This is a genomic window from Teredinibacter franksiae (assembly GCF_014218805.1).
GTDB lineage: Bacteria > Pseudomonadota > Gammaproteobacteria > Pseudomonadales > Cellvibrionaceae > Teredinibacter > Teredinibacter franksiae.
In genome coordinates this window covers 3,570,959-3,583,658 of the sequence record NZ_JACJUV010000001.1, presented here as the reverse complement: position 1 = coordinate 3,583,658, position 12,700 = coordinate 3,570,959, and the positions used below count along the sequence as shown (strand labels likewise).

Here is a 12,700-nt window from a genome sequence, read left to right as displayed (position 1 = left end):
GCTAGCCCAATTGCAAATACTTACAATTGGCAAACAATTTGTTCCCCGCGTTCGGTAAACGCCGTTAACGCTAGTTTTCGACAGTACCCCTGCGGCTTTAGTTCGGCCAGTATATCGGCCTTAGGCAAAAAGCCTTCGCCTTTGTCGGGCCACTCAATCAAACACACACTGCGTGCCTGAAAGTAATCGCGAATACCCATGTACTCTAACTCCTCTGGGTCTCCGAGGCGATACAAATCAAAGTGAAACACCGTGTTGTTCCCAAATTCGTACGGCTCCACTAAAGTATAGGTGGGGCTCTTAACCGCACCTGAATACCCGAAAGACCGGAGAATACCCCGGCATAGAGTGGTTTTGCCAGCCCCCAGCACTCCGGTCAGATAAATTACCGCCCCACCGGCCAAATATTGCCCCAGTTTCTCACCCGCTTTGACCGTGGCACTTTCGTCCTCCAGTACTTGCTGAAAACTCACATCAACCACCACTTGGCACTCCCGGATTTACAAGCTTGCGGATGTGGGAAATTAAATCAGTTGCCAACATACCCCGTTGCCCACCGTCAAAAGCCGCAAGATCTGCCGCATCCCCATGCACACAAACGCCAAGGCCAGCAGCTTCAGCCGGCCCGAGCCCCTGCGCCAGTAACGCACCAATAATGCCAGCCAAAATATCGCCCATACCGCCAGTGGCCATACCAGGGTTACCCACTTTAGCGACCAGCGTTTCTGTAGCACTGGCAATAATAGTTCCCGCGCCCTTAAGCACCACCACTCCACCAAATTTTGCCTGAATGGCTCGCGCCGCCGAAAACCTATCGGCCTGAATATCGTCAATAGTACAGCCTAAAAGCCTTGCTGCCTCTCCCGGATGAGGAGTGAAAACCCAATTCTGCCGTTCTACCTCACTGCACGCTGGCTTAGCGGCAAGAATATTTAAAGCGTCGGCGTCTACCACCAACGGCAGCCCTGTCTTCATTACCTGCTGTAACATTTGCTCCGACCAGGGGCTGCGGCCAAGCCCCGGCCCAACCACAATGACGCTGGGCTTAACCAAGTGCGGTTCCAGCTCCTGACCTGAAGCAACAGCATTTACCATAACTTCGGGCAAGCGAGCTAAAACAGGCGCAACATGTACCGCCTGAGTGGCAACGCTTACTAACCCCGCCCCCACCCGAGCACAAGCTTCGGCCGCCATTGCTACTGCACCACCAAAACCGGCATCACCACCGACAATGAGCACATGACCATATAAGCCTTTATGGGCATCGGCAGGCCGCGCTTTCAACCTGTAGGATTTTCTTGTTATTTGCTCGGCGCTCGGTTGGACCTCAGCGTATGCACTAGCCAGTGGCGAGGGCGCCTCCCTAAACGGCACACCCAGCTCATCAAAACACATCTCTCCAGCATATTCTGGTGCGCTAGCCGTTAATAGGCCTTGTTTCAGGCCGACAAATGTCGCCGTAACGTCAGCCTTAACGGCAGCACCCAGCACAACCCCAGTATCACTACAGATGCCCGAGGGAACATCAGCCGCAATTACCCTCGCCTTACCAGCGTTAATAGCGTTGATCGCCCGCTCATATTCGACGCGAACCTCACCCTTTATTCCAGTACCCAGTAGCGCATCAACAACCACACTTTGCTCGTCGAAAAGCGTCAAACACGAGGCCCAGTCATCAACCTCTGTAACCTGCACCCCTTCCGCGAGGGCGAACTGCATCGCAGCCGCTGCATCACCGTTAAGCCTCGCTGTTGGAACCGCAGACAACACCTGTACTTGCATGCACTTTTGAGCCGCCAGTGCAGCAACAATGTAGCCGTCACCAGCGTTATTACCGCCGCCACAACAAACGAAGACCTTTTGCGCAAGAGGCCAGCGCAAACGCAACTGCTGGAATATAACTCTGCCCGCACGCTTCATAAGCTGAATTCCGGCAATAGCACCCACATTTATGGCAATGCTGTCGAGCTCTCGTACTTGATCAGCGCGAAAAAGCGCTCTCCTACGTGTAGAATTAGTCATAGTATTTCAAATGGTAAAATTGAAAGCAGAATTATACGTTACTGCTTAGCCAACACAATCAAGCGTAACCTCATGACCACTATCGCACTATCTCAAGAGCAACAACTCGCTCTTTCTAATCTATGTACCAACATTCAGCTCTGGGCAAAAGAACTGGGTTTTCAGCAAATCGGTATATCCGACGCCGATTTAAGCTCCGAGACCGAACGGCTTCAGCAGTGGCTGGGTAAAGGCTATCACGGCAGCATGCAATGGCTGGAAGACCGCAAAAAAATGCGCTTGAACCCCGAACTTCTCCACCCCGGAACGCGTAGAATCATCTCGGTGCGCATGGACTATCTACCCGAAGGTTCGCAGCAAATAGCAATCTTAAAATCCCCCGAAAAAGCCTATGTTTCCCGATACGCTTTAGGACGTGATTACCATAAATTAATGCGCAAACGCCTTGCGCTCATAGCGGAAAAAATAAAACAGGACGCTCAGGCATTTATCCCTGAACTAGAGATCAGCAGTCGCCCCTTTGTCGACAGCGCGCCGGTACTCGAGCGCCCTATTGCAGAAAAAGCAGGACTCGGCTGGATTGGCAAACACACCCTAATCATCAATCAGCATGCCGGCAGCTGGTTCTTTCTCGGTGAAATATATACCAGCCTGCCTTTACCGGTCACCGAAGTGATTACAGAGAATAAATGCGGTGACTGTGAGGCATGCTTAAAGGTATGCCCGACAGCCGCCTTCCCCCGACCCTACGAGCTGGACGCACGCCGCTGTATATCCTATTTAACCATAGAGAATAAAGGTGAAATACCAGAAGAGTTCCGTACAGTAATGGGTAACCGCGTTTTCGGTTGTGACGACTGCCAAGCCATTTGCCCTTGGAACAAATATGCTAAACCTACCTGTGAAGCCGACTTTCAGCCCCGGCATGGCCTCGAAAATTCGGACCTATTAACACTTTTTATGTGGGACGAACAAACCTTCCTGAAAAATACCGAGGGCTCTGCCATTCGTCGAATTGGCTATGAATTGTGGCAGCGAAACCTTGCGGTCGGTCTAGGCAACGCTCCGGCTAATCCCGACATAGTCTCAGCACTCACCTCCCGATTACCCCAAGCCTCCGAACTGGTTGCCAAGCATATTCAATGGGCATTGGTTCAGCAAAAAAACCCAAATAGAAAACGCGTACGCAAACTATCACGCACAAGGGTTTAACCTTTAGCGTTCCTCTATTTATAAGAAAAAGCAGCGCTTACACAAGCGGCGAATACCGCTAGAGCCATGCACAGTGACAGCAGTGAAATACTCACATCCGCATCTATTAGTACACCTAAGATAATGGGTGATAGCGACGTTGCCCAAACGCCAAACGATGTTGTCATTGAGCGAATACTACCTATTTTTCCGGTACCATAGGCTTCCGCCCAAAGCGCTCCGGCTACCGGGCCGCCAAAACCAATAGACATCCCCAGCAACCCCAACATTAAAAACGGTACCAACGGGCCATCAACAAAACCAACAACCAACATCGCAGCAGCTAAAGGCAAATTGTAGTAGGCCAATAACCGCACAGCGCTATACCGGTCCACCATCACCCCAGCGGCAAGCGAGCTTATCCAGTGAACAACACCATAAGCAATAAAACTAGAAGCAAACAGCTCCATACTCCACAGCTTTTGTTGCATATAAAAAGATTGATGAATAAAAACACCCGTGACCACAAACGGCCCTGCAATTACAGCGGGCAATACTCGCCAAAACCTGCCATCAAGGAGGACTTCACTGCGCCCCACAGAGCTGTGCGACGGCGATCCACCGATGCTTGCAACTGGGGCAAACTCAAACCCCGATTTCTCTGCATTTTTTAGCAACCAAAGACCTACGGGAATAAACCCCAAAGGTACAAGTGCAGCGACCACTAACCAGCTTTGCTGCCAACCCAATTGAGCAATCAGCACTGCCGCCATTATTGGTAACAGTATTTCACCCGCAGGAACACCCGATGCTGCAATCGAAATGGCTTTACCTCGATCGCTATCAAAGCAACGCGCCATGGTGGTAATCCCCGTATGCGGAAGCAAACCTTGACCACAGAGACGAATGGCGACAAGCCCACACCCCAATATCCAAACATTCACACTGGCAAACATAATCAGGCTGCCAATAAAGAGCCCAGCGGCCACATATAAAACAAAGTGACGTAACGGAATACGATCGATATAACCACCAACAAACATAATGCTGGTGCCCGCAATTAAGGTGGCAACGGAATACACCAAGCCATAGCCCGATGCAGAAAGCTCCAATGCTTGCTGAATACTGGCCCCGTAACTTCCAATAAAAAATGATTGGCCAAAATTCCCCATAAATACCGCAAGAAAACCGAAGGACAATAAAAACTTACCTTTTCTAAAAAAACTATTTTTATCGGACAATTGGGGAACCTCAGAAATAGGGCTGCAGATGAAGAACTCTGATTTTATCTAGGGAAACACCCATTTTCAGGGTACGGCAACTAGGCCACCAAGACATTTATATCGCGTGCAGAAAGGGCCTTATGCCACAGGCAAAAGTAGGAACCCGAACAACCGTAAGGTGGTCGGGAATTCAAAGCGCGGATTATAGCGGAAAATGGCGTCGTAATTTTGACGAAATTACGCCAAGAGGTTCTTGCAGCTGAACTAGTGTCTCAAATCAATCATTGCCTGCATATTGATGGAACCGTCCTTTTCGAGAACACCATACTGGCTACTATCTTCGTTAGCCACTACAACAACCTGCTCTTGAAATAAGGGTCGACGGATAAACGACAACTGCCAACCAAAACTTTCCATCTGACGCAATGAAAACTGCTGATCATCGTTAAGGTACTCGGAGAGGTTGTAGGGGATTGGCTTACTTCGATCTCGGCGCTCGGAGCTAGCCTCTGCCTCGTGCTTGATAGCGGGCTGGCTTTTGTTCGAGTCCGAACGCGGATCACTCGCATCGGAGTGAGCCTCAGAAACAGCATACAGGGGGATAGAATTATTAGGGTATTGCATAATATCTCATTCCTTCGAGCTATAATATAAAGCTCAGAATAACGATTACTGACCCAACAACAGCCGCCTCCTGGCGCCGCTATTATCGGTCGGATCTGAATAAACAGACCTGTTATCTAAGCTTTGTCCTAAAGTGCAAGCTTGTCAAAAACCGGCTTGCGCTTAAAAGTTCCACATCCAGATCATCAAAGAATATGGAATAACCAAATCAATGTTACACCGAAGCCGCGCTAACCATGCGGCATAAGCCGCCAAGCTTTAGACGATTTGCGCTGCAACACACTTCGTTTGAGAAGAAAAACATCTAGACACCTCTGACCAGATGTACCCTTAGCTTAGCGTGTGTTAGTGCCCTGCCATTCAAATCTCTCTTCGGCCATTAGAAAAGGCACCCACTATTGCTTGCGAATAAAGTGCTCCCGGTAATAGCTGAGCTCCGCAATGGACTCGCGAATATCGTCCAAAGCTAGATGTGTGCCTTGCTTAGAGAAACCCTTGAGCAACTCCGGCTGCCATCGTGCAGCCAACTCCTTTAAGGTGCTAACATCTATATTGCGGTAGTGAAAGTAGCCGGCGAGCCTTGGCATAAAGCGCTGCAGAAATCGGCGATCCTGGCCGATAGAGTTGCCGCACATAGGCGACTTACCCTCGGGAATCCAGTTTGCCAGAAAATCCAATGTCGCCTGCTCCGCCACCGATGTAGAGATTTCGCTGCTTTTAACTCTTGCGGTTAGCCCTGATTTCCCGTGTTGGGTGGTACACCACTCGTCCATTTGGTCGAGCACTGCATGCGGTTGATAAATTGCCATTACCGGCCCTTCCGCCAGAATATTAAGCTGGGCATCGGTGACTACGGTGGCAATTTCAATGATGACGTCGTGCTCAGGGATTAATCCAGTCATCTCTAGATCGATCCAGATCAGGTTGTTTTCGCTGATAGTCATACTCTTTTCCATTACAATGCCACCAACAAATTCTAGCAGCTCGAAGAGGAAGTTCCTATCAACGGCCACCGGACACGCACCATAAATCCAATTATGCTCATCTTTGGCTCGATAATTGGCCCTCTTTCGCTCACCTACACACCCCACCCATGAGCAAACGAAAACTCACTCGACAGCAAAGTAACCGCATTGCCAACCACCAACAAAGCCTGCGTCAAAAGGCCAGCGCCAGCTCTGATGCTGGTGAGACCGAAACGGGCTTGGTGCTCACCCGCTTCGGCAAGCAAGTCGATATAGAAGCCGAAAACGGTAAAGTGTGGCGCTGCCATCTTCGCGCAAATTTGGGCGATGTGGTCACCGGCGACCGAGTTGCTTGGCAACAACAAGACGAAACCTGCGGTGTAGTGGTTTCTGTTGAACCAGCACACAATCGTCTATTACGACCGGACAGCTATGGAAAAATGCGCGCAGTGGCTGCCAATATTGACCAAGTACTTGTAACCATTGCTCCTGCCCCTGAGCCTCACGCGGGTTTAATTGATCGCTATCTGGTAGCAGCTGAAAACCTTGAAGTGGATATTATTCTGGTGGTGAACAAGTCGGATCTACTCGACCCAGAGATACGCTGTAATATTCAGCGACTACTCGAAGAATACCGCGGGCTCAACTATTCGGTAGTCGAAATCTCGGTCAAAACTGGCGCTGGCTTTGACCAACTGAGGGAGATGCTACGCGATAAAATTAGCATTTTTGCTGGTCAATCTGGCGTTGGCAAATCATCCATCATTCAGCTACTCCTTCCTGACGAGCCGATTAAAATAGGTCGTCTGTCAGAGCAAGTTGAAAAGGGTCGCCATACCACCACCCACTCCCGTCTTTATCATTTTCCGGACGGCGGCAACTGCATCGATTCTCCCGGCATTCGCGAGTTTGGTCTGTGGCATATGGACGAACACGATGTACTTAGGGGGTTTATCGAGCTCAGAGACCTTGCGGGCCATTGTAAATTCCGCGATTGCCAGCACCAGACGGAACCCGGCTGCGTTATTCGGGCGGCAGCCGAAAATGGAGACATCTCGAAAGAGCGCTTTGCCAGCTTTCGCCGTATAATCGGATCGCTGGACGAAGTAGACGTGAAAACAACATTAAGGAGCCCCTGATTGTTGGGCGGCTACTCACAATAATTCGCCGTACCATACAGCTATCAAGGAATACCCCATGCACGAGCCCATCCTGCCGTTGCTGCTAGAGCCCCAACAACTGCAAGGCTTTCTTGAGGAATATAAAGCCCTGCTGCTAGAGGAAGATTCGCCAGAAAAGGCCACCGAGCCTACAGACAAAATAGCGCAGGTCTGTGTTGTCGACATCTGTTCCGAGCAATCCTATATAGCCGGCCACGTTCCGCGCGCCGTGCACCTACCAGCACAAGCTTTAATCTCGGGCAAACCACCCGCTCCAGGTAAACTCCCTGAAATAGCACAGCTACAAAAAGTATTCGGTTACTTGGGCTTTACACCCGAAACACATTTTGTGGTTTACGACGATGAAGGCGGAGGCTGGGCTGGGCGATTTATTTGGACATTAGACACCATCGGTCATACTCGGTACTCCTATTTGAATGGCGGTTTATTGGCCTGGCGAGAAGGCGGCTTTGAGATTGAACAAAGCGAAAACAACGCGCAGGTAACGACACCTGAGTTAACCATCCATACGCAAGCCATTGCTGAAATACCCGACATTCTTGCAAACTTGAGCAGCACGGATTTATGTATTTGGGATGCCCGCTCACCAGAGGAATACCGTGGCGACCGCGTACTTGCAACAAAAGGTGGCCATATACCCGGCGCGATCAATTGTGAATGGACCAGTTTAATGGACCCAGACAATGGCTTTCGTATTCGCTCCGATGCCGAACAGCGCCTGGGTATGCTCGGCATTCGCAAGGGACAGCGCATCGTTACTCATTGCCAAACCCACCACCGTTCCGGCTTCACTTACATGGTTGGAAAGCTGTTGGGCTTTGATATTCGCGCTTACCACGGCTCCTGGGCTGAGTGGGGCAATCATCCAGACACGCCAGTTGAGGGGCACACACCGTGAAAGATTTTTTATTCATTCTGCTGCAGCATCTACTCCCACATCACGGGATTTCAAGAGTTGCAGGGTGGCTGGCAACAACCAATATCCGTTGGGTAAAAAGCCTATTTATCGAAAAGTTCTCCTCACACTACTCGGTTAACATGTCTGAAGCTGCGGAAGAAAATCTCGACGCCTACAGCAGTTTTAACGATTTCTTTTGCCGCGCGCTTAAGCCAGACGCGCGCCCAATTACTGAAGGCGATAACATACTCGCATGCCCCGCCGACGGAGCTATAAGCCAACTCGGAAATATTGAGAAAGACACCATTTTTCAAGCAAAAGGCAAATCGTTTAGCGCGACCACCTTGCTAGGTGGCGATAAAGCCTTGAGTGAACGCTTTAGCGACGGGCATTTTTGTACCGTCTATTTATCGCCCAAAGACTACCATCGTATCCATATGCCTATCACCGGCAAACTGGTATCCATGAACCACGTTCCCGGCGCGCTCTTCTCTGTTAACCCAGCCACCGTCTCAAATGTTGACAATTTATTCGCACGGAACGAGCGTGTAGCCTGTATTTTTGAAACTGAAATAGGTCCCGTAGCCCTCGTACTGGTTGGCGCCATGATCGTTGCCTCCATTGAAACTGTTTGGGCCGGTGAAATTGCCCCCCGTCGCAACCAGGTCACACATTTCCAATATCAGACGCACGACGAGATAAACCTAAACAAAGGCGAAGAAATGGGCCGATTTAAGCTGGGCTCTACCGTAATTTTGTTGCTCCCAAAGGGAGCCGGCAACTGGGTTGATCGCCTAACACCTGGGCGAACCGTTACAATGGGTGAACCACTGTTTACGCTGGGCGACTAAATCTCTGTAAATTAAACACGATTCGGGTCGAAAAACAGCCTTGGGAAGTTTAACCTTTGCACCATGAATCAAACACGGCTCGATAACCCAAAGCTCTACTCGCTAAACTCGAAAGCCATAGAGACACTACGTGCGCACTTTCGCGACCAACCCTCTCTTGAACAAATAGCGCGGCACTTTCACCTTAGCCCTAGCCACTTTCAACGCTTGTTTCGGCGCTGGGTAGGCCTCACCCCCAAACAATTTTTACAACATCTAACGGTTACTGGAGCGAATGCGTTATTGAGACAGGACTATTCCTGCCTAGACGCCAGCTATTCCCTAGGGCTTTCCAGCGCTAGCCGTTTACACGATCACTTAGTTACACTTGAGGCGGTAACGCCAGGCGAGTTAAAAACGCACGGCAAGGGAATGACTTTTTACACTGGAGAAGCCAACACCCCTTTTGGCCTGGCACGGGTAAATTGGACTGAACGCGGCATTCACACCCTCAGATTCATGCAAACCGCGGCGAGCAAAGAGACCGCCGACCAAAGCAAGACACGAAGCCTATGGCAGCAGGCCAGCTGGCAAACCGATCACCCTAGCGCACAAGCATTGCTCGATAGAGTTTTTTCAAACGGCACCATTCCCGAACGCTTTTCCCTTTGGGTACAAGGCACAAATTTCCAAGTGGCCGTTTGGCGGGCATTATTGAATATCCCAGAAGGTAAGCTGGAGAGTTACGGTGGCTTAGCGCTTGCCATCAATAAGCAAAACGCCAGTAGAGCCGTTGGCAGCGCCGTGGGCTCAAACCCCACAGCCTTGCTTATTCCTTGCCACAGGGTAATTCGCAACGATGGTAATTTGGGTGGGTATCGCTGGGGCCTAGAGACCAAGAGCTGGCTGCTCGGGAAGGAGCTGGCGGCCAGTGAAGGAGAGACAGATAAAACCGCGACTAAAAGCCGGGGAGCTTGAATCCACGGCCTTTGAACAACTTCATCAGTCCGCTGCCTTGCTTGCGCTGGATGTACTGATCTCGAATTAATGCAATGTCAATGTCGTAAGCGCCGGGCTGAAGATCCTGTAGAATCTCAATACGCTGAATTTCAGATGGATGGTACTTACCCGAATCCAGCTTTGCCTGCTTTTCCCGCTCTTCAGCAGCCAAGTCAATTAATTCAGTGCCGCGTAAGGGCTGTTTGTAGGCATCGAGCACAACCATAACCATGGGCTTTAATCGCCGCTCAAAATTTTGCTCGACAACCACACCAACTTCACCGGTCGAAAGTTCCACCAGTGTTCCTGTAGGGTAAAGACCAATCGCACGTATAAATTCAATAACCAGCTCTTCCTGAAACTCAACTTCACGTAATTCGTACAGTCGAGCAACCGCCTTGGAGGGCGATACGGGTTGCTTCTCACCACGTGGGTTCACCGTTTCGTCGTAAAAAGTCACAATACCAGCGATTTTGCCTAACAGAGGAATCTTGTCTCCACGAAGGTGCTGCGGAAAACCACTACCGTTCACGCGTTCACAGTGGGTTTTAACAACAGAGGTTACTCGCGGCTGTACATCTGGCAGCTTGCGTAAAATATCTACGCCGTAATCGATGAATTTTTCGTAAGCCTGCTGCTCCGTTTCGGTACGGACTTTTTTCTCAAGTAAATGCTTAGGCAGGCGTGTTTTTCCAATATCTTTGAGCAAAGCTCCCATCGCCAAAACATCGAGGTCAGCCTTGGGTAGGCCAATATGACGGCCAAAGAGAATACCCCACACCGCAGATCGAACAGCATGCGAATACGTATATTCATCTTTATCACGCACTCGACTCAACCAAGTGAAAGCATCCGGACTGCGCAATACGCTGTCCACCATTTGGCTAGCAACGCGCTTCGTTTCATTAATGGGTACGTGATGATGCTCCTGGTTCACATGACCCATTACACTTCCCACCGCGTTATACACCTGCTGATGCAATTCGCGCGCAGCACCCATCTCTTTTTCCAGAGGTTGAACTTCGCGGTACGCATCTCGCCTGATCTTTAGCGGTGCGACATCAACAATTCGAGTAAGCTTGGAAGCGCGAGCAGCCTTACGCGCACTGCTCGACTTGTTAGAGAGTTTGCGTAAATTTGATTTGACCGGAGAGGAGCCTTTTACAACATCGATGTACACGAAACTGCAATGAACCTTCAGCTCTTTGATTTCATCCAGGTCACGGATATAGAAACCTTGCAAAGGGAAAGGCGTCTGCGTCCAAGGGCGGTCTAACCCAGACACAAACATGCCAACAGTTAATTCGTTGACATCAAGTCTTATCTGTTTAATTCCCAACACTTACCCTCATGCTGCACGGCAGACTTACAATTTTAAGCGTGCGTTAACTATTTACACAAGAAAATCGCTGAATAGCCCGCCGACACACCAAAGTACTTGCCAAGTATGAGGGCAAGCCCGATAGGGTTAACAGAATTCGTCAGTAATTCCCCAAAGCAACAAACTACCACAGCGCACAATATTAAACGCCAAATTATACCGATTAAATTATAAGCGACTCGTCACTACTGCGGTAAGAGTAAGCGACGAGTGGATTTTTTGATTTGCCGACCAGCACCGAGCCACAACCCCCGACATATAGCTTACAGTTATATCAAGAATAGCCTCTGATTGAAAACAGCCTTATTCCGGCGCATTCGCCTCATGATAATCGGCCGATAATTCGTGTACGGCCGAAATAAACGCGCCCGCATTTGCAGGGTCTACCTCCGGCGTAATACCGTGACCCAAGTTAAATATATGGCCGTTGCCATGGCCATATTGGCTCAGGATTTTAGCTACTTCAGTGCGTATCCGCTGGGGGTTTGCGTAGAGCATCGTTGGGTCCATATTCCCCTGCAGAGAGACACGATCACCTACCCGTTCCCGCGCCTGCCCAATATGCGTAGTCCAATCCAATCCAAGCGCCGATGCACCAGTATCCGCCATAGCCTCCAGCCACTGCCCCCCACCTTTGGTGAACAGAATAACCGGAACCTTGCGGCCTTCGTTTTCCCTTATTAGCCCCGCCACAATTCGCTGCATAGGTTTTAACGAATACTCCAAGTAAGCATCGTGCGGCAGGGCACCGCCCCAAGTATCAAAAATTTGTACGGCCTGTGCACCCGCCCGAATTTGGGCGTTAAGGTAGTCTATGACAGATGCCACAAGCTTATCTAACAATAGCCGGGCAACTTCTGGCTGATCGTAGATCATACACTTTGCACGACGAAAATCTTTGCTCGAACCGCCCTCGACCATATACGTCATGAGCGTCCAAGGGCTTCCCGAAAACCCTATGAGCGGGACACGACCATTGAGCTCCGAGCGAATAGTTGATACAGCATCAACCACGTAGGTTAGATCTTTCTTCGCGTTAACAACAGGTAAAGATTCTACGTCTGCTGCCGTTCTAACCGGCTTTCGAAATTTTGGCCCTTCTCCTGCTTCAAAGTACAAGCCCAAGCCCATGGCGTCGGGGATGGTAAGTATGTCTGAAAACAGAATTGCGGCATCCAGCGGATACCGCTCCAGCGGCTGCAAGGTTACTTCGCAAGCCAGCTGAGGGTTGGTACAAAGCGCCATAAAATCGCCCGCGTGAGCGCGCGCTGCGCGATACTCAGGCAGGTAACGCCCCGCCTGTCGCATCATCCAAACCGGTGTCACATCCACAGGCTCACGTAAAAGAGCACGTAAAAATCGATCGTTTTTCAGTTCAGTCATAGT

General features: G+C 50.1%; 12 protein-coding genes. 5 read left to right on the top strand and 7 right to left on the bottom strand.

All coding sequences use genetic code 11. The features are described 5' to 3' along the window. Positions 1–20 precede the first annotated feature (20 nt). Both tsaE and H5336_RS15200 read right to left on the bottom strand, forming a co-directional pair. Positions 21–482, bottom strand: a complete 462-nt coding sequence (tsaE, locus tag H5336_RS15205; protein ID WP_376766546.1) for a tRNA (adenosine(37)-N6)-threonylcarbamoyltransferase complex ATPase subunit type 1 TsaE — start codon at positions 480–482, stop codon at positions 21–23. After that, a complete protein-coding gene (locus tag H5336_RS15200; RefSeq protein WP_185235106.1) occupies positions 475–2,022 on the bottom strand; it encodes an NAD(P)H-hydrate dehydratase in 1,548 nt (515 codons plus the stop codon). Before H5336_RS15200 ends, tsaE begins: the two co-directional genes overlap by 8 nt. 72 nt (positions 2,023–2,094) lie before the next feature. Between H5336_RS15200 and queG the strand changes: the two genes are divergently transcribed. Next, entirely contained in the window at positions 2,095–3,234 is a 1,140-nt protein-coding gene (gene queG / locus H5336_RS15195) for a tRNA epoxyqueuosine(34) reductase QueG (RefSeq protein WP_185235105.1), read from the top strand. 14 nt (positions 3,235–3,248) lie between these two features. On the opposite strand, the gene H5336_RS15190 is transcribed toward queG, so the two are convergent. From H5336_RS15190 to orn, 3 genes are all read right to left on the bottom strand, one after another. Next, positions 3,249–4,454, bottom strand: a complete 1,206-nt coding sequence (locus tag H5336_RS15190; RefSeq protein WP_246439107.1) for an MFS transporter — start codon at positions 4,452–4,454, stop codon at positions 3,249–3,251. Positions 4,455–4,700: 246 nt separating this feature from the next. Continuing rightward, positions 4,701–5,060: a hypothetical protein gene (locus tag H5336_RS15185; RefSeq protein WP_185235104.1), complete on the bottom strand. Its 360-nt coding sequence runs from the start codon at positions 5,058–5,060 to the stop codon at positions 4,701–4,703. A 395-nt stretch (positions 5,061–5,455) separates the two neighbouring features. After that, on the bottom strand, positions 5,456–6,004 hold the full coding sequence (orn, locus tag H5336_RS15180; protein WP_185235103.1) for an oligoribonuclease: 549 nt from the start codon (positions 6,002–6,004) through the stop codon (positions 5,456–5,458). Between the two features lie 149 nt (positions 6,005–6,153). Here orn and rsgA point away from each other — a divergent pair, with 149 nt between their 5' ends. From rsgA to H5336_RS15160, 4 genes are all read left to right on the top strand, one after another. Beyond that, positions 6,154–7,164 (top strand): small ribosomal subunit biogenesis GTPase RsgA, encoded by a 1,011-nt coding sequence (gene rsgA / locus H5336_RS15175; RefSeq protein WP_185235102.1) that lies wholly within the window; start codon positions 6,154–6,156, stop codon positions 7,162–7,164. 58 nt (positions 7,165–7,222) lie between these two features. Beyond that, entirely contained in the window at positions 7,223–8,104 is an 882-nt protein-coding gene (locus tag H5336_RS15170) for a sulfurtransferase (RefSeq protein WP_185235101.1), read from the top strand. After that, a complete protein-coding gene (gene asd, locus H5336_RS15165; protein ID WP_185235100.1) occupies positions 8,101–8,955 on the top strand; it encodes an archaetidylserine decarboxylase in 855 nt (284 codons plus the stop codon). Before H5336_RS15170 ends, asd begins: the two co-directional genes overlap by 4 nt. 63 nt (positions 8,956–9,018) lie before the next feature. Next, positions 9,019–9,912 (top strand): methylated-DNA--[protein]-cysteine S-methyltransferase, encoded by an 894-nt coding sequence (locus H5336_RS15160; RefSeq protein ID WP_185235099.1) that lies wholly within the window; start codon positions 9,019–9,021, stop codon positions 9,910–9,912. Here H5336_RS15160 and H5336_RS15155 read toward each other — a convergent pair. Together H5336_RS15155 and hemE are read right to left on the bottom strand one after the other, a co-directional pair. Beyond that, positions 9,893–11,272, bottom strand: a complete 1,380-nt coding sequence (locus tag H5336_RS15155) for an HD-GYP domain-containing protein (RefSeq protein ID WP_185235778.1) — start codon at positions 11,270–11,272, stop codon at positions 9,893–9,895. The genes H5336_RS15160 and H5336_RS15155 overlap by 20 nt on opposite strands. A 345-nt stretch (positions 11,273–11,617) precedes the next feature. Next, entirely contained in the window at positions 11,618–12,697 is a 1,080-nt protein-coding gene (hemE, locus tag H5336_RS15150; RefSeq protein WP_185235098.1) for a uroporphyrinogen decarboxylase, read from the bottom strand. Positions 12,698–12,700: the final 3 nt, after the last annotated feature.

Coding starts and splice junctions, on each gene's coding strand:
- orn (WP_185235103.1), bottom strand. CDS start 6,004: ATGACTATCAGCGAAAACAACCTGATCTGGATCGATCTAGAGATGACT.
- H5336_RS15170 (WP_185235101.1), top strand. CDS start 7,223: ATGCACGAGCCCATCCTGCCGTTGCTGCTAGAGCCCCAACAACTGCAA.
- hemE (WP_185235098.1), bottom strand. CDS start 12,697: ATGACTGAACTGAAAAACGATCGATTTTTACGTGCTCTTTTACGTGAG.
- H5336_RS15200 (WP_185235106.1), bottom strand. CDS start 2,022: ATGACTAATTCTACACGTAGGAGAGCGCTTTTTCGCGCTGATCAAGTA.
- H5336_RS15160 (WP_185235099.1), top strand. CDS start 9,019: ATGAATCAAACACGGCTCGATAACCCAAAGCTCTACTCGCTAAACTCG.
- queG (WP_185235105.1), top strand. CDS start 2,095: ATGACCACTATCGCACTATCTCAAGAGCAACAACTCGCTCTTTCTAAT.
- H5336_RS15185 (WP_185235104.1), bottom strand. CDS start 5,060: ATGCAATACCCTAATAATTCTATCCCCCTGTATGCTGTTTCTGAGGCT.
- rsgA (WP_185235102.1), top strand. CDS start 6,154: ATGAGCAAACGAAAACTCACTCGACAGCAAAGTAACCGCATTGCCAAC.